This is a genomic window from Bradyrhizobium sp., assembly GCF_035570375.1.
Taxonomy (GTDB): Bacteria; Pseudomonadota; Alphaproteobacteria; order Rhizobiales; family Xanthobacteraceae; genus Bradyrhizobium.
Genome location: NZ_DATMLW010000225.1, coordinates 57,870 through 73,105 on the forward strand (window position 1 = coordinate 57,870; position 15,236 = coordinate 73,105).

The 15,236-nt window shown below is 63.0% G+C and carries 15 protein-coding genes, 1 pseudogene and 1 riboswitch; of the genes and pseudogenes, 7 read left to right on the forward strand and 9 right to left on the reverse strand.

All coding sequences use genetic code 11. The features are described from left to right. From VNX23_RS24655 to VNX23_RS24675, 5 genes are read right to left on the reverse strand one after another with little or no spacing between them, the layout of a single operon-like run. Nucleotides 1-630, reverse strand: a complete 630-nt coding sequence (locus VNX23_RS24655; RefSeq protein ID WP_325634178.1) for a precorrin-8X methylmutase — start codon at nucleotides 628-630, stop codon at nucleotides 1-3. After that, nucleotides 630-1,793, reverse strand: a complete 1,164-nt coding sequence (gene cobG / locus VNX23_RS24660) for a precorrin-3B synthase (RefSeq protein WP_325634179.1) — start codon at nucleotides 1,791-1,793, stop codon at nucleotides 630-632. The genes VNX23_RS24655 and cobG overlap by 1 nt, the downstream gene beginning before the upstream one ends. After that, nucleotides 1,790-5,038, reverse strand: coding sequence for a cobaltochelatase subunit CobN (gene cobN / locus VNX23_RS24665; RefSeq protein WP_325634180.1), 3,249 nt, complete (start codon nucleotides 5,036-5,038; stop codon nucleotides 1,790-1,792). The genes cobG and cobN overlap by 4 nt, the downstream gene beginning before the upstream one ends. Beyond that, the gene (cobW, locus tag VNX23_RS24670) at nucleotides 5,038-6,072 is read right to left on the reverse strand and encodes a cobalamin biosynthesis protein CobW (protein WP_325634181.1); all 1,035 of its coding nucleotides are present in this window, start codon (nucleotides 6,070-6,072) and stop codon (nucleotides 5,038-5,040) included. The genes cobN and cobW overlap by 1 nt, the downstream gene beginning before the upstream one ends. Then, the gene (locus VNX23_RS24675; RefSeq protein WP_325634182.1) at nucleotides 6,069-6,443 is read right to left on the reverse strand and encodes a DUF1636 domain-containing protein; all 375 of its coding nucleotides are present in this window, start codon (nucleotides 6,441-6,443) and stop codon (nucleotides 6,069-6,071) included. The genes cobW and VNX23_RS24675 overlap by 4 nt, the downstream gene beginning before the upstream one ends. A 90-nt stretch (nucleotides 6,444-6,533) precedes the next feature. Further along, nucleotides 6,534-6,754, reverse strand: a riboswitch (cobalamin riboswitch). Nucleotides 6,755-6,797: 43 nt separating this feature from the next. On the opposite strand from VNX23_RS24675, the gene cobO reads away from it, so the two are divergent. Beyond that, the gene (cobO, locus tag VNX23_RS24680; RefSeq protein WP_325634183.1) at nucleotides 6,798-7,454 is read left to right on the forward strand and encodes a cob(I)yrinic acid a,c-diamide adenosyltransferase; all 657 of its coding nucleotides are present in this window, start codon (nucleotides 6,798-6,800) and stop codon (nucleotides 7,452-7,454) included. A gap of 15 nt (nucleotides 7,455-7,469) precedes the next feature. Next, nucleotides 7,470-8,918 (forward strand): cobyric acid synthase, encoded by a 1,449-nt coding sequence (locus tag VNX23_RS24685; protein ID WP_325634184.1) that lies wholly within the window; start codon nucleotides 7,470-7,472, stop codon nucleotides 8,916-8,918. 10 nt (nucleotides 8,919-8,928) lie between these two features. Here the strand turns inward: VNX23_RS24685 and cobD are convergent, their stop codons facing one another. After that, nucleotides 8,929-9,894 (reverse strand): threonine-phosphate decarboxylase CobD, encoded by a 966-nt coding sequence (cobD, locus tag VNX23_RS24690; RefSeq protein WP_325634185.1) that lies wholly within the window; start codon nucleotides 9,892-9,894, stop codon nucleotides 8,929-8,931. An 11-nt stretch (nucleotides 9,895-9,905) separates the two neighbouring features. Then, nucleotides 9,906-10,829 carry an adenosylcobinamide-phosphate synthase CbiB gene (gene cbiB / locus VNX23_RS24695; RefSeq protein WP_325634193.1) on the reverse strand — a complete coding sequence of 308 codons (924 nt, stop codon included), beginning with the start codon at nucleotides 10,827-10,829 and terminating at the stop codon, nucleotides 9,906-9,908. A 146-nt stretch (nucleotides 10,830-10,975) separates the two neighbouring features. On the opposite strand from cbiB, the gene cobU reads away from it, so the two are divergent. The 3 genes from cobU (at nucleotide 10,976) to bluB (ending at nucleotide 12,961) form a co-directional block, all read left to right on the forward strand. After that, a complete protein-coding gene (gene cobU / locus VNX23_RS24700) occupies nucleotides 10,976-11,479 on the forward strand; it encodes a bifunctional adenosylcobinamide kinase/adenosylcobinamide-phosphate guanylyltransferase (RefSeq protein WP_325634186.1) in 504 nt (167 codons plus the stop codon). A 61-nt stretch (nucleotides 11,480-11,540) separates the two neighbouring features. Continuing rightward, nucleotides 11,541-12,323, forward strand: a complete 783-nt coding sequence (locus tag VNX23_RS24705) for an adenosylcobinamide-GDP ribazoletransferase (protein ID WP_325634187.1) — start codon at nucleotides 11,541-11,543, stop codon at nucleotides 12,321-12,323. A gap of 2 nt (nucleotides 12,324-12,325) precedes the next feature. After that, the gene (gene bluB / locus VNX23_RS24710; protein ID WP_325634188.1) at nucleotides 12,326-12,961 is read left to right on the forward strand and encodes a 5,6-dimethylbenzimidazole synthase; all 636 of its coding nucleotides are present in this window, start codon (nucleotides 12,326-12,328) and stop codon (nucleotides 12,959-12,961) included. Between the two features lie 531 nt (nucleotides 12,962-13,492). On the opposite strand, the gene VNX23_RS24715 is transcribed toward bluB, so the two are convergent. After that, complete coding sequence (locus tag VNX23_RS24715; protein WP_325634189.1) at nucleotides 13,493-13,735, reverse strand: transcriptional regulator; 243 nt, start codon at nucleotides 13,733-13,735, stop codon at nucleotides 13,493-13,495. Nucleotides 13,736-13,834: 99 nt separating this feature from the next. Further along, the gene (locus VNX23_RS24720; RefSeq protein ID WP_325634190.1) at nucleotides 13,835-14,044 is read right to left on the reverse strand and encodes a cold-shock protein; all 210 of its coding nucleotides are present in this window, start codon (nucleotides 14,042-14,044) and stop codon (nucleotides 13,835-13,837) included. A gap of 442 nt (nucleotides 14,045-14,486) precedes the next feature. Between VNX23_RS24720 and VNX23_RS24725 the strand changes: the two genes are divergently transcribed. Both VNX23_RS24725 and VNX23_RS24730 read left to right on the forward strand, forming a co-directional pair. Next, nucleotides 14,487-14,825 carry a hypothetical protein gene (locus VNX23_RS24725; protein WP_325634191.1) on the forward strand — a complete coding sequence of 113 codons (339 nt, stop codon included), beginning with the start codon at nucleotides 14,487-14,489 and terminating at the stop codon, nucleotides 14,823-14,825. A 128-nt stretch (nucleotides 14,826-14,953) separates the two neighbouring features. Next, nucleotides 14,954-15,236, forward strand: a pseudogene (locus tag VNX23_RS24730) (hypothetical protein); the annotation flags it as partial.

A 15,236-nucleotide genomic window follows, 5' to 3' on the forward strand; every position in this document is an offset into this window, starting at 1 on the left:
CTATTCGCTCCGGCTTGCCAATGCGTTCACGGCGGCAACGGTGATCGCCGAGCCGCCAAGGCGTCCTTCGACCGTCAACGCCGGCGCGGGTGGATCGGCCATCAGTGCGGCCTTGGCTTCAGCCGCGCCGACAAAACCGACCGGACAGCCGATGATTGCCGCAGGCCTTGGACAATTCTCATCCTTCAGCATGTTGAGGAGATGAAACAACGCCGTCGGCGCATTGCCGATCGCGACGATCGCGCCATCCAGACGCGGCCGCCACAGCTCGATCGCCGCCGCGGAGCGCGTATTGCGCAGCGAATGCGCGAGCGAAGGAACGACCTCCTCGTCGAGTGTGCAGATAATCGAATTACCGGCCGGCAGGCGCGCGCGCGTGATTCCCTCCGACACCATCCGCGCATCACACAGTACGGGCGCGCCGTTCTGCAGCGCCGCCCGCGCGACACCGGCCATGCCCGGCGTAAAGCGGATCTTCGTTTCCAGTCCCACCATGCCTGCGGCATGAATCATGCGCACGACCACCGGTTCCTCGTCGACCGAAAAACGCGCAAGCTCCGCCTCGGCACGTATGATGGCGAAGGATTGCCGATAGATCGCCGCACCATCGGTCTCATAGCTGTGCAGCATCAGCGCGCTCCCAATAAGAGCGAGGGATCTGTCAGGATGCCGGCGCGGCTCAGTCCGCGCAACACCGGCGCATCCCGCACCGAGCCGCCGCGGACGAGATCAAATCCTTCACCGGTCGCCACCAGCGTGATCGACGCCGGACCGGAATGAGCACAGCCTTTGGCGCAACCGGAGACGTGGAGGCGGGCATCTTCGGCAATGTGTGGCGCAAGCGCCTCCGCCAGCGTGCGTGTGTCGGCATACGCCTGGGCGCAGCGCGGAGCGCCGCTGCAGGCGATAACCCGCAGGATCGGATCTTCCGCGCGCGTTATGAGTCCCTCGCATTGGGGCATCTCATCCATCCCCTCCGCCAGGATCATGCGCCACGGCGTCATGCGCAGTGCGCGCGCGCAATTGCCGAGATATCGAAGCGCGGTACAGGTCAGTTGCCCGAACGCCAAGCCGAACATCGCGCCTTGCGGATATAGCCCGGGACCGGGCAATATCTGGCTGCGCGCGGGCCTGGCGTTGCCGCAAAGCGCCTCGGGCGGCCTTGCACCGGCACCGATATGAGCAGCCATTCGTCCTCGGCTGCCTTTGGCTCCGCCTGAAGCGACAAACCACTCGGTTAGCGCCAGCACGGCCTTGACGGCTTCCGTACGCGTGACCTGACGGCCAAGTTCCGCGCCGTCGGCACGCACGATGAAATGCCCCGTCACGGCGCGCTCGATCCGCACATCGGCGGATGCGCCGACGAGCACTCGTTCCCTACCGCAATCAACAGCGAAGCCGAACTTGGTCGGCACCCCGGCGGGACCGGTCGCCAGCGCCTGCTCCAGTTCCGCTGCGAAGGCGGCGATCTCATCGCCTTCGGTCCAAAACGGCGTCATCAAGACGTTACGTCTCGCCTCGGTGTCCGGATCCGGATCAAGCAGGGCGAGCCCCGCGAGCCCCTCGATCAGCGGCAAATAGCTGGCATCGCCAACGCCCCTGATCTGGAGGTTGGCCCTGTTGGTCAGATCGAGGATGCCGTTGCCATGTCGCTCGGCGAGCTCTGCTAATCCCACCGCCTGCGCCGCATCGATCCGGCTCGCGTGCGGCCGGATGCGAACCACGAGCCCGTCTCCGGATCGCATCGGCTGCAAGGCCCCCGGACACCATCCCCTGATCGCAACGTCGCTCATGAGGCCTCCTTGAGCGCGGCTGCAATCGAATTGCGGCGCGTCTTCCAGAGTGAGGCTTCGTGCAGGTGGTTGAAACAGGTTTCGATCGCCGCAAGCGCCGGCGGATTCTCGCGAGCCATAAATGCGCGAACATCGTCATTGCCGAGCGTCGCATCAAAGTAGAGATCGAAGAGATACGAAGGCACGACATCGGCAAGATGAGCGAATGCCGCCATGTGATCGAGCGTCGCGGCGATTTCGGCCGCACCCCGAAAGCCGTGGCGCATCATGCCCGCGATCCAGTCGGGATTGGCGGCGCGCGCACGCACGACGCGCGATATCTCCTCGGTCAACGAGCGCGCATGCGCTTGATCGGGACGCGTCGCGTCGAGGTGATAGAGCCATGGAGCGGCGGCGCCGAGCGCGGCGGACGCGGCCACCACGCCGGCTTCATGGGAGGCATAGTCCGCAGCGAGCAGCAGGTCCGTCTCCGGCAGATCCTGGGTGTGCACGAAAGCGTCGGTGGCGGCGAGCCTTGCCTCGATACCCTCGCGGTCAGGGCGCATCTCGCCGTCTGCGGCAAAAGCCCAGGACGAAGCGGAAAGCCAGGCTTCGCCCGCGGCCAGGCGCGATTCTGTCGTGAACACGTTCGGCAACGATGCGATGCCGATGCCATATTGCCCGGGACGCGGTGCGAACACGCGCGCTGCGCGATTTATGTACGGATTTTCGTTACCTTCACTACCGCGCTCAGCCAATGCCTCGGTCGCAGCCTCGAACAGTTGCGCAAGAGACGAAAAAACATCGCGAAACAGTCCCGAAAGGCGAAGCGTCACATCGATGCGCGGCCTGCCGAGTTCCGCCGGCGAGATGATGTCGTAGCCCGATACACGCCCCGAGGCGTGGTCCCAGCGGGGCGCGATACCTGCAAGATGCAGCGCCATCGCAAAATCCTCACCTGCGGTGCGCATGGTCGAAGAGCCCCAAAGGTCCACCATGAGCCCCTTCGGCCAGTCTCCTTGATCCTGCAGGTGACGGCGCAAAAGCTCCTCGGCAAGTTTGATCCCTTGCGCATGTGCCGACGGCGTCGGCACGGCACGGGGATCGACGGCAAACAGATTGCGTCCGGTCGGCAGCACGTCGCGGCGTCCGCGATACGGCGAACCCGCAGGTCCCGGCGCGACACGCTTGCCCGAGAGCGCCGCAAGCAGTGCGTCCTTCTCGGCCTCACCGCAATCGCCCCGGCCGAACACATGCAGGCCGTCGCCGAACTGGCTTTCCTTGAGATCGCAGACGAAGCGATCGATCCGCGGAATGGCTTCGGCCGGCGCGGCAGAACCGGCGATGCCGAGATCATCTTCCAGTCCCGCAGCGCGGGCTTCGTCGCGGATCAATGCAATCAAACGCTGGCGACGCGCAGGATCGAGGCCATCGGCGGTTGAATATTCATCGAGCAATTGCTCGAGGCGACGCAACCCTTCTGGCAGAGCAGCCCGCGCCAGCGGCGGCGGCAAATGGCCGATTGTGACGGCGCCGGTGCGCCTTTTGGCCTGCGCCGCCTCTCCGGGATCATTGACGATGAAGGGATAGAGCACCGGCAGATCATCGATCAACGCTTCCGGCCAGCATGAAGGCGACAGCGCAACCGACTTGCCGGGCAGCCATTCGAGCGTCCCGTGCGCGCCCATATGGATGAGTGCGTCGATGCCCTGCCGACGAAGCCACAGATAGAACGCGACATAGGCGTGACGGGGGGTGCGCGAAAGATCGTGATACTCCGCATCGCGATGATCGAAGTCACCGCGTTCCGGCTGGATCGCGATGATGATCTTGCCACGCCGGATCCCGGCAAAACGAAATTCGCCGCCATGACAACAGGGATCATCCTCCGCCGCGCCCCAGGCGTTTTCGAGATCATCCTGCAACTGGCACGGAAGCCTCACCAATTCCTCGCGGTAATCGCCAAGATCCCACGCCAATTCCTCTCGCAGGAGAACCTCGCCAAGCCTTTCCACAGGTTCGACGTCAAAACCGGCCGAATCGAGATCGGAGAGCAACGTGTCGACCGAGGCCAAGGCATCGAGACCGACCGCATGCGCGACCTGGTGGCGACGGCCGGGATAGTTCGAGAGCACGATCGCAAGCTGCTTGTCCCGCGTCGGCTTGAGCGCAAGCTGGTGCCAGGCTTTCACGCGCCTGGCAACCGCAGAGATCCGCTCGTCGTCCGCCTTGTGCGCAAGATGTGAAAACTGCAGATCGGCATCGCGTTCGCCCGGCGATTTGAAGCTCACAACGCCGGAAAACAGGCGGCCGTCGACCTCGGGCAACACCACATGCATCACAAGATCACCCGGCGAGAGACCGCGAAGCGAGGCCAGCCAGTCATCGCGCCGGGCCGTCGACAATGCGACCTGGAATACGGGGCACGAAATCGCGTCGAACGGCGTGCTGCCGTCGTCTCCGAGGGCCGAGAAGGCTGTCGCATTGACGATCGCGGCTGGCGGGTGCCGGCTGAAAAGAGTCTTCAACCATTTTGCCACACCATCGGATTTCAAAGAGGTGACGAACAAGCCATAAGCATCAAAGCCCTTCTGCCGCAGCGCTGTGATGAGGGCGTCAACCGGTGCGGTATCGGCCGCGGACAGATAGGAACGATAGAAGATGACGAACGCGCGCGGTGCCTGATCGGGAGCCGGCAGAACCGACATCGCGCCGCGTGCTTCGTTGTAGAAGCCCATCTCCGGAAGATTGATTTCGCCGATCACCGGCCCGGCATAAAGGCCGGCAGCCAGCGCCAACTGGGCAATCGCCGCCTGCGCCGCGATCGGACCACCCTTGTCGCATAACGCCTTCAGGCGCCTGAGTGTCGAAATCGGCAAGGTCGAGAGCGCGTCCAGGCGCGGATCGTCGCGACCATCCGCCGGGAGCACCGCAAGCGCAAGGTCGCTGCTCTTCGCCAGTTGATGGAGCGCGGAAAGACCGTACGACCAGTAGGATTCGCCGCCGATCAGGCGCACCAGCACGCCGCGCGCACGCGAAAGCGTCCGCTCGACATAGGTGTCGACCGAGAGCGGATGACGGAGCTCCGCCAGGTTTGCAAGCCGAAGCGACGGCAGGCTGGCGCGGCCGCGCCGCCAGCCGGCGGCGAACGCCGCGAGATCGCTGTCGGAAAACGAGAGCGCCACCAGCTCGGCCGGTTGCTGGTCGAGATCCCTGGGCGTCGCAGTCTCTTCAAGACCGCGGCTCTCGCGAAAGACAATGTGCATCAGACTCCAAGTCCCGCCCTGATTGCAGCCTCGTCGATATCGCCGTGTTCACCGATCACAACCAGCTTCGATTGCCTGGGCCACATGCCCCAGGCAGTATCGAACTGGTGCCGCACCCGCTCGCCCACCGCCTGCAGCAGCAAGCGCATCGGCTTGCCCGCAACCGCGATATACCCCTTGGCGCGCAGCACGTTCTGCTCGCGCGCCAGTCGCTGGACGGAAGCGACCAGCCTGTCCAGATCGCGGATTTCGGGGAGTTCGATCACGACGGATGCGAAATCGTCGTGTTCGTGTTCGTCCTCGCCGTCGTGGTGAGAGGGACGCGCCGCAAGATCGGCTTCTGCCGCGGCTTCAAGGCCAAGGATCACGCGCGCATCGACCACGCCATCGACGACCGCGAGCATCGGTACGCGGCGCGGCATCTCGGCCGATATCGCTGCCCTGGCGGCCTCAAGTCCCTTTGCGCCAGCAAGGTCCGCTTTCGTCAGCAGCACGATGTCGGCGCAGGCGATCTGATCCTCGAACACTTCCGAAAGCGGCGTCTCGTGGTCGAGGTTTTCGTCGGCCGCGCGCTGCGCTTCGACCGCGGCCGGATCCGGGGCGAAACGGCCGGCCGCCACAGCCTCGGCGTCGGCAAGCGCGATCACGCCATCGACCGTGATTCGCGAACGAATCTCGGGCCAATCGAACGCTTTCAGAAGCGGTTTTGGCAACGCCAGCCCCGACGTCTCGATCAGAATATGATCAGGCTTCACCTGACGCGACAGCAACTGTTCCATGGCGGGAATGAAATCGTCGGCCACTGTGCAGCAGATGCAGCCATTGGCAAGTTCGACGATATTTTCCGTCGGACAATTGGCGTCTGCGCATGATTTGAGGATCTCTCCGTCTACGCCTTCGCTGCCGAACTCGTTGACGAGCACGGCGAGTTTCTTGCCATTGGCGTTGCTGATCAGGTGCCGGATCAGCGTAGTTTTGCCCGATCCGAGAAAACCGGTCACAACCGTCACCGGGACCTTGGCAAGCGTGTTCATTCGGCAGCCTCCGAAACGACTGAGATGGGTGGAATCCGTGCAAGCGATTGCTTGCGAAAGATTTCCGGACGGCTGCGCCACGGCACGATACCATTCGGTGCTGCTGCGTAGGCTGCCGCGCCGGCGGCCACATCGGGCGCATTTGAGTCCGACAAACGTCCGTAAATGTAGGACCATCGTCCGGGTGCGCTCAGCGCCACGGAGCAACCCTGGCTGCAGGCGGAAAGGCATTCGACGGCAACCACGCTGACGCCCTCGGGCACGCCGAAATCGAGAATGGCCGCATGCAGGCGCGCACCGGGCGTGGTTTCGCCCTCATTCAGTGTTTGGCCGGCACGACAGGTGATGCAGACGTGAAGCGTGACGGTCATCGCTCTCCTCAAGGTCTGGCGGGAGGCGATGAGGCACACGAACCAATGATTGCAACGGTTCGTTCCCCGTCGCGGAACACCCCGTCCGCCGGTCTCAATAGTGCGCTGGCAGGTCTCCCGGCTTGCGGAGCAGGGGTTTTCCCTCCGATCCCCGCCTTCCCAATCCCTCGAGGGGATCAGTGGCTTTGGGCATCTCTCCGGTCACGGTCGCGGGGGCGGCTGCATTTTGGGCCAAGCTCTTTAAGGCTTGAGCCCTATCGCATTCCCTCTTCGCCTGTCGTAGGACAAGCACCAACGCTAGTGGTCCACCTTTTGCCCAAGACCGCAACTTGTCAAGCCAAAGGAACGCATCAGATGATTTCCGAACAGGATGCCGTCGATGACGGGGAAGCCGCCGACACCGAAGCGTCGCTCGATGCGCGCCATGCGACGAAAATGGCAAAAAAGAAGGCCGCACGTGACCGGATGATGGCCGCCAAACATGGTGAAAAGGGTCTCATCATCGTCCACACCGGAACCGGCAAGGGGAAATCATCCTCGGCTTTCGGCATGATTCTGCGATGTGTCGCGCACGGTCTTCCCTGCGCCGTGGTCCAATTCATCAAGGGAGCGTGGGATACCGGCGAGCGCCGTCTGCTCACGGAGCATTTCGGGGATCTCTGTCAATTCCATGCGATGGGCGAAGGCTTCACATGGGAAACGCAGGATCGCGCCCGCGACATCGCGGCCGCGCGGGCGGGCTGGGAAAAGGCGAAGCAGTTGATCGCCGATTCCGCCTTGCGCATGGTCGTTCTCGACGAGATCAATATCGCGCTCCGCTACGACTATCTCGACATCGGCGAAGTCGTCGAGTTCCTGAAGAACTCAAAGCCTGCGATGACACATGTCGTCCTCACCGGGCGCAACGCCAAGCAGGAACTGATCGACGCCGCCGACCTCGTCACCGAAATGATGTTGATCAAGCATCCGTTCCGATCCGGGATCAAGGCGCAGCCGGGCGTCGAGTACTGACCGGAAATCCGAGCCATGACGCGCGCATTGATGATCCAGGGAGCCGGTTCGGACGTGGGCAAGTCGCTCATCGTGGCCGGCCTTGCCCGCCTGGCCGTGCGTCGCGGCCTTCGCGTGCTGCCGTTCAAGCCGCAGAACATGTCGAACAACGCAGCCGTGACGGTCGATGGCGGCGAGATCGGGCGCGCGCAGGCGTTGCAGGCGCAGGCCGCAGGGGTTGCCCCACACACCGACATGAATCCGGTTTTGCTGAAGCCGGAAACGGACGTCGGCGCGCAGATCGTCGTGCAGGGACGCCGCTTCGCGACGTTGCGCGCGCGTGAATATGCGGCCATGAAGCCTGCGCTGATGAAGCCGGTGCTCGAAAGTTTTGTCCGGCTGAAAGATCGCGCCGACCTGGTGCTGGTGGAGGGCGCCGGCAGCGCAGCCGAAGTAAACCTTCGCAAGGCTGACATCGCCAATATGGGCTTCGCCCGAAGCGCCGAGGTCCCGGTGGTGCTCGTCGGTGATATCGACCGCGGCGGCGTCATCGCGCAACTCGTCGGAACCAAAGCCGTGCTCGATCCCGACGATGCCGCCATGGTCGGCGGTTTCATCATCAACAAGTTTCGTGGCGATCCTTCACTGTTCGACGACGGTTACCGGTTGATCGAAAGCCGAACCTCGTGGAGGGGCTTTGGCGTCCTGCCCTACTTTTCCCGCGCCGCCGAGCTTCCGGCCGAGGATGTGATGGGACTTGGTGAGGCGCGCAAGAAAGGCAAATGCAAGATCGCTTTTCTGGCATTGTCGCGGATCGCCAATTTCGACGACCTCGACCCGCTGAAGCTCGAAGGGGAAATCGATCTTGTCATGGTTCGGCCGGGAGAGGCGATCCCCGGCGATGCCAGGCTTGTCATCCTTCCCGGCTCGAAATCGACCCGCGGCGATCTCGCCTTTCTGCGTTCGCAAGGCTGGGACATCGATCTTCACGCACATTATCGCCGCGGCGGCCATGTGCTGGGTGTCTGCGGCGGCTACCAGATGCTCGGGAAGAGCGTGGCAGATCCGGAAGGAATCGAGGGTTCATCGGGAGAATCGCCGGGCCTTGGGCTCCTCGACGTGAAAACGGTAATGACGCCGCAAAAGACTGTAACCCGCGTCACCGCTTCCCACGCCGCAACCGGCGAGCCGATCGAGGCTTATGAAATTCACATCGGGCTTACCGAAGGTGAGGACCGCCTACGTCCGTTCGCCATTCTCAACGGCGCGGGCGAAGGCGCCGTTTCCCGAGACGGTCGCGTGCACGGCAGCTATCTGCACGGCCTGTTTACGTCGGACGGTTTTCGCAAGGCATTTCTCGCGCGAATGGATATTCCGGCCACAAACCTGCATTACCGTGCAAGCGTCGAGAGCACGCTCGATGCGCTCGCCGATCACATCGAAAATCATCTCGACGTCGAAGGCCTGCTCGCCGCGGCCCGCTGAAGATGAGTCATCAACGCGCGAGCGCAGAAGCCAGGCGCGCCCATTCGGCCTCGTTGCCCGGAAGGCCGAGCCGCAGCCATCCCGGCCTCTCCACAAAGATTCTTGACCAAATGTGCGAGCGTGCGAGCCGCTCCTGTGCAACTTTTGCGTCGCCAGTCTGATAGAGCCGGAACAGCGGTGTCCCTCCAACCAGGATCCAGCCGAGCCGCTTCACCACGGAATCGAGCCGCATGCAATCGCCTGCAAGGCGCGCCGATGTCGCTTCCGCCCAGCCGCGGTCCGCAAGAGCGCGCTTGCCGATTGCAATGGCCGCGCCCGAAATCGGCCACGGACCAGCCATTGCGGCAAGCCTGGCGATTTCGGCCTCGCCACCGATGATGAAACCGAGCCGCAGACCGGCAAGCCCGTAAAACTTTCCGAACGATCGTATGATCAATAGACCAGGCCGTCCCGCCTCGGGCGCCAGCGACAGATGCGGAACGGCATCAGCGAAACTCTCATCGACCACAAGCCGGCCGAGGCGCGGCACAAGCGCGAACAATTGCTCCGGATCATGATGGTGTCCGTCAGGATTGTTGGGATTGCCGATGACGGCAAGATCGGCTCCAGCTAGCGCTTCGAGGCGAAAGGTCTCGGCCACATCCCAGCCGGCGGCCGCAAACACCGCCGCGTACTCGCTATAGGTGGGCGCAAGGATGCGCGCGCGGCCACGGGATGAAAGGTGCGGCAAAAGACCAATGGCCGCCTGTGCGCCGCTGGTCGCCAGGATGGATGCTTGCGTGCCGTAAGCGCCTCGCGCCGCCCGATGAAGGGATTCGATCTCGGACCGCGACGGCAGGGCATTCCAGCATTCGGATGGCACGTCTCCCGCGGGGTAAGGATTCCGATTGATGCCGGTCGAAAGATCAATCCAGTCATGCGCGCGACCGCCGAAGCGCTGCATCGCCATATCGATATTTCCGCCGTGCTCCGGCATGCCCCGCTCCCTCACGCGAAAGCCAGGATCAAAAGCAGCCCGGCGAGCAGAATCATGGCACGGCGATAGAGTTTCAGCCCCTGCTCGATGTCTGCGGCGTGCGGATCGCGCGCTGCGCCGTTCAGCCAGGGTTCTTCCGCCACGATGCCGTCATAGATCCGGGGGCCACTGAGCCGCACACCGAGCGCGCCGGCCATTGCGGCTTCCGGCCAGCCCGCGTTGACCGAGCGGTGACGCTTTGCGTCTCGCATCATGCACGACATCGCAATCGATGGCCGCGCCGCGAGCAGCGCAAAGAGCAAAGCGGTCAGGCGTGCCGGTATGAGATTCGCAACGTCGTCGATCCGAGCTGCGGCCCAGCCAAAGGATTCGTGACGCGATGTGCGATGGCCAATCATGGAATCCAGCGTATTGACTGCCTTGTAACCGACAATTCCGGGCAACCCAAACAAGGCGCCCCAGAACACCGGCGCGACGACGCCGTCGCAGGTGTTCTCGGCGAGGCTCTCGATGGCCGCTCGCGCAATGCCGGCCTCGTCGAGCGCGGCCGGATCGCGGCCCACGATTTGCGCGACCGCCATACGCGCGAGCGCCAGATCGCCGGAGCGCAAGGGATGTGATACCGCGGCCACGTGATCATGGAGCGAGCGCAACGCGACCAGCGGCCATGCCAGGATACCGACAAGCACGATGCGGCTCCATGCCGGGATCAACAGCGCCTGTAGGGCGCAGGCCACAGCCACCGACAGCGCGATGACGAAAAGCGCCACCGCAACGCCTGCCGCGCGCCGCAATGCAGACGGATCGGAACTCCGATTGCAGCCCTTGTCCAGGACATCAATCAGCTTGCCGAGCCAGGCGACGGGGTGACCGATGCGGACGAACAGCCCCTCCGGCCAACCGAGCGCGGCGTCCACTATCATCGCCACCGCCATGGCCCCGGCAAATTCCACCCGCGCCTCCTGCGTCCGCTCGCCCCTGATGCGCGAAGACATCGACCCCGCGCAAGCCCAATTGGCTGGATTTCGGCTTTGTTTTTACCGTTGTTTGGTGGTTAGTGCTGGCCTTACGGGAGACAATCATGTCCATCATCTTGATCACGGGAGGAGCCCGATCGGGAAAAAGCCGGCGCGCCGAAACTCGCGCGCGGGCTTTTCCGGGACAGCCCGTCTATATTGCCACGGCCGAGGCGCTCGATGCCGAGATGGCGGAGCGCATTGCCAGACATCGCGCGCGACGGGGAAACGGCTGGATCGAACGGGAGGTGCCGCTTGAGCTGGCGCAGACGCTGAACGAAACCGATGGCGGCGGCGCCAGGCTCATCGATTGTCTTACGCTTTGGTTGTCCAACGTGCTTCACGCGAAACGCGGCTGGATGGACGAGGTTGTGCATCTTGCTGCCGCGCTGACCCGCCAACGCAGCCCCGTCGTCCTGGTCACGAACGAGGTCGGGCTTGGCATTGTGCCGGACAACGCGTTGGCGCGTGAGTTTCGCGATGCGGCGGGTCACATGAATCAGACGATTGCCGGCGCAGCACAAGAAGTGGAGTTTGTAGTGGCCGGATTGCCGATGAAGCTGAAGTAGGTCGCTTGCGGCAAACTCATGATATTCGGCAACGGGATGGCGGTTCGAAGGTCTGACTGAGATGAACCATTTCGCCTTTCTCGCAAAGATCGTGACGGACATCCGGATTGCCCTCGCGCTCTCCACGATCCTCCCCGTTGGCCCGCAAGCGCCGGTCAATGATGGTGAGATCGCGCGCGCAAGCTGGGCACTGCCGGTGGCCGGGCTTCTCGTGGGCCTCGGCGGGGCGGCGATCTATTCCGTCGCGCGCATGACCGGCTTGACGGCCGGCCCGGCCGCGATGCTCGCGGTGACGGGTACTGTGCTCATCACCGGTGCCATCCATGAGGACGGCCTCGCCGATACCGCCGATGGGTTCGGCGGCGGCAGGACATCCGATCGCAAGCTCGATATCATGCGGGACAGCCGGATCGGCACTTACGGCGCCTGCGCCCTTGTCATATCGCTCGCGTTGCGATGGAGCGCGCTGGCGGCGATCGGCAAGCCGGGACCGGTTGCGGCAGCCCTTTCGGTTTCGCATGCAGCGGCCCGCGCCGCGTTGCCGATGTTCATGTGGCTGGTCCCGCCGGCGCGATCAGACGGGCTTTCGGCGGGAGCCGGACAGCCATCAGGGCAAAGCGCAATCATCGCTATGGGTCTGGGGATGCTTTGCCTGATTTTCGGTCTCGGTCCGAGTGGTGCGGTCATCGGAGCGATCTTGTTGGTGCTTGCCGGACTGATAACAGGTTGGCTCGCCATCAGCCATGTCGGAGGACAAACAGGCGATATACTTGGAGCGATGGAGCAGATTGGCGAAATCACGATTGTACTGATGGTGGCAGCTCTTCTCGAGACGGAACCGTAACCGTGACGGTATCATTCGATGAAGCCTTTCGGCGTCAGCTACATGAGCTTTTCATGTGGCGCCGCGATGTGAGGCGCTTCCGTCCTGACCCGCTCCCGAGCGGCGCGATGGAGCACCTGATCGCCATCGCCTGCCTCTCGCCTTCGGTCGGCTTGAGCCAGCCTTGGCGTTTCGTCATCGTCGAGGATCAGGCGAGACGGCGGGCCATCATGGAGAATTTCAAGACCTGCAATGCGAAAGCGTTGCATTCCTATTCAGGCGAACGAGCGGCACGCTACGCCATGCTCAAGCTCGCCGGGCTCGAAGAGGCGCCCGGCCATCTGGCGGTATTCGCGGAGAAATCGAGCGAAACTGGTCACGGCCTTGGCCGCATGACGATGCCGGAAACGACCGAATATTCGGTTGTCGCGGCGATCTGCTCGCTGTGGCTCGCCGCGCGCGCCGAGGGAATAGGCCTTGGCTGGGTATCGATACTTGATCCGCTAAAGGTGAGCGAAATACTTGTCGTGCCGAAATCCTGGAAGTTCATCGGCTATCTCTGCCTCGGTTACCCCAACGCAGAGTTCGACCGGCCCGAACTGGAGCGCGCGAACTGGGAGCACCGCCGCGCCGCGGAAGAATTTACCACTCGGCGCTGATTGGATGTGAGGAGCGCGTGCAGAGCACATTCCTCTGCACGCAATCGGCTGCTGCCCTGTCCTCGCTCCGCAAGCAAGGAGTACCGCCAGCGTCAGAAACAAGAGCGAATATTCGCGGTCTCGCGGTGAATTCCCCTGCCGCGAAATCGCCCAATATCTGTTAAGTCGGCTTCACGTTGGGAACTTATGTTCACCAACATGAATGACCATCGTATGGCGTACCGTTCGACCAAGTTGGCTCCGAAGATCGCGGCAGCAGAAGGTGCTCGCCCTGATTTCGATCTCGAAGACATGCAAACGCACCTCGAACAACTCCAAACACAGGTCGCCGACTGCGAACTGATCCGGGATTTGACAACGACAGGGCAGAACGTGATTTGTTCAAGAAATTTTCGGAGCACTTCCGGGTTCTTGCGACGGAAGTAGAGCGGGCGATTGCGGCGAGGACGTCAACTCAGCCTCGTCGAGGAAACTGGTCTTGATGGCGCGGTGTTCGCGGCTTGGCCGGCGAATCCGCTTCCGACCTTCGAGCTAATTCGAAAATGCCCGCTTGCGCTTCTTTTTCCCAGTCGGCAGAACCGGCGCCGAAGTTCGCGCCTCCTCTGCCTCCCTCGCTTCCCTTAAGCCGCGAAGACGTTCCATATTCTTGCGGATCGCAATCGCCTGTTGCCCGATATCAGCCATCGCTCGCGCGCCTTCTTCCACGGCGAGACGTTGCCGTTCGGCGCGGGCGATGCTTTCGGGGGAAAGTTGAGCGGTTTTCTTCTGGGTCATCTTCTCATCCAGATCAGCAACGAGAAAAGCCCCCGCTCAATCGCAGGATTGAGCGGGCTGTATCACCATTTCAGTACATCCGTGAACGGCGCGAGATGCTCAAGTAAGCGACAGGTTTTCCGCGCTAGTTTTGCCCCGCATCTTGTCGGCCTTGATCTCGAAGTTGACCTTCTGGCCTTCGGCGAGGCCTGAAAGACCGGCCCGCTCGACCGCGCTGATGTGGACGAACACATCGTTTCCGCCATCATGAGGCTGGATAAAGCCGAAGCCCTTTTGGCCATTGAACCACTTGACAGTACCTGTTGGCATTTTCTTCTCCAAAGCATATCCCGCGTGACCATCACGCGATCCCATTCAACTGGTCGATGTCTTTGGGAAGAGCCCGCAGGCCCATTCAAAAAGGCACAGCGGCTAATCGAACATCTCTACAGCTATGGGTTCCGACAAGGAAACACAAGGCTTTCCGCTCCCGTTTGCGGAATAAAGCTCACGGCCGGTCGGCTCGGGAATGGCTGGCGGCGTCCGATTGTGGGCCATAAGGCGACCTATCGACCGACAACTCCGCGAACCCAGCTACGAAATTGTGACCTGCGGCACCGCTATCTGCTATCTGCGATTGATGCGGCAAGGACCCCGTGCGATTGACCGCCTTGGTGAGCCGGCTAGAATGGCTGAGCTTGCGAAGTCTGACGAAAAATTGGCTCGGCCCGTAATGCGCTGGTTTCGTGACCATATCAGGCGGGGTTCGTGGTTGGCGCTCCTTGCGCTCGCCATCAATCTCGGCCTGTCCTTTGGCCACATTCATGCCATCGACGGCAAGGGCTTCCAGCATCGCCTTGCCTCGCAGATAGCCACCATTGCCCCGTCTGACGACGGGCAGACCCCGGGTCATCACGACGGTGACCCGGCCGATCTGCTGTGTCCGATCTGCATGGCCGCGGGCGCCATTGCTCATGCCCTCAACTCCGCGCCGCCGGCCTTGCCGCTGGCCCTGGCCGAGGCGCCGATCGATCAGACGATCGAGCATGAGCCTGGCCTGCCGCAACGACCGCGGGCGGCCTTCTACTCGCGCGGACCACCGATTTCCTGACCCCGCCGCTTCGGCTCCCATGGCGCTTGCGGATCTAGTCCGCTCGCCAGCCGGTGCGGAGCCTCTCCCGTCGCGCACGCCGCACCTCGTGTCGCTGGCTGCGCGAAAATCCAGGTCAGGAATCGTTCATGCATCACCGTCTGTTTCGGTGGCTTCGCCACAACACTTTTCTATCTGTTTCATCGCTATCCGTCTCATCGCTGGTCTGGATGGCTGTCTCAAGCGCGCCGGTCCTGGCACAGGGCGAAAACGAAACTCAAGCGCCGCCCGCCGCGGCGACGCCGCAACCCGCCGCCTCTCCGACCGCCGAACCTGCGCCACCGCAAGGCGGCGCCGGTCCAGCTCCCGAGCAAAAGCAGGAGGCGGCACCTGCGCCGCGGCCTGGGGGCGGCACTGTCTTGCCGGAGACGC

Excerpts from the sequence above, each read along its gene's own strand:
- VNX23_RS24655 (WP_325634178.1), bottom strand. The coding sequence starts at position 630 with ATGCTGCACAGCTATGAGACCGATGGTGCGGCGATCTATCGGCAATCC.
- cobG (WP_325634179.1), bottom strand. The coding sequence starts at position 1,793 with ATGAGCGACGTTGCGATCAGGGGATGGTGTCCGGGGGCCTTGCAGCCG.
- cobN (WP_325634180.1), bottom strand. The coding sequence starts at position 5,038 with ATGCACATTGTCTTTCGCGAGAGCCGCGGTCTTGAAGAGACTGCGACG.
- cobW (WP_325634181.1), bottom strand. The coding sequence starts at position 6,072 with ATGAACACGCTTGCCAAGGTCCCGGTGACGGTTGTGACCGGTTTTCTC.
- VNX23_RS24675 (WP_325634182.1), bottom strand. The coding sequence starts at position 6,443 with ATGACCGTCACGCTTCACGTCTGCATCACCTGTCGTGCCGGCCAAACA.
- cobO (WP_325634183.1), top strand. The coding sequence starts at position 6,798 with ATGATTTCCGAACAGGATGCCGTCGATGACGGGGAAGCCGCCGACACC.
- VNX23_RS24685 (WP_325634184.1), top strand. The coding sequence starts at position 7,470 with ATGACGCGCGCATTGATGATCCAGGGAGCCGGTTCGGACGTGGGCAAG.
- cobD (WP_325634185.1), bottom strand. The coding sequence starts at position 9,894 with ATGCCGGAGCACGGCGGAAATATCGATATGGCGATGCAGCGCTTCGGC.
- cbiB (WP_325634193.1), bottom strand. The coding sequence starts at position 10,829 with ATGGCGGTGGCGATGATAGTGGACGCCGCGCTCGGTTGGCCGGAGGGG.
- cobU (WP_325634186.1), top strand. The coding sequence starts at position 10,976 with ATGTCCATCATCTTGATCACGGGAGGAGCCCGATCGGGAAAAAGCCGG.
- VNX23_RS24705 (WP_325634187.1), top strand. The coding sequence starts at position 11,541 with ATGAACCATTTCGCCTTTCTCGCAAAGATCGTGACGGACATCCGGATT.
- VNX23_RS24715 (WP_325634189.1), bottom strand. The coding sequence starts at position 13,735 with ATGACCCAGAAGAAAACCGCTCAACTTTCCCCCGAAAGCATCGCCCGC.
- VNX23_RS24720 (WP_325634190.1), bottom strand. The coding sequence starts at position 14,044 with ATGCCAACAGGTACTGTCAAGTGGTTCAATGGCCAAAAGGGCTTCGGC.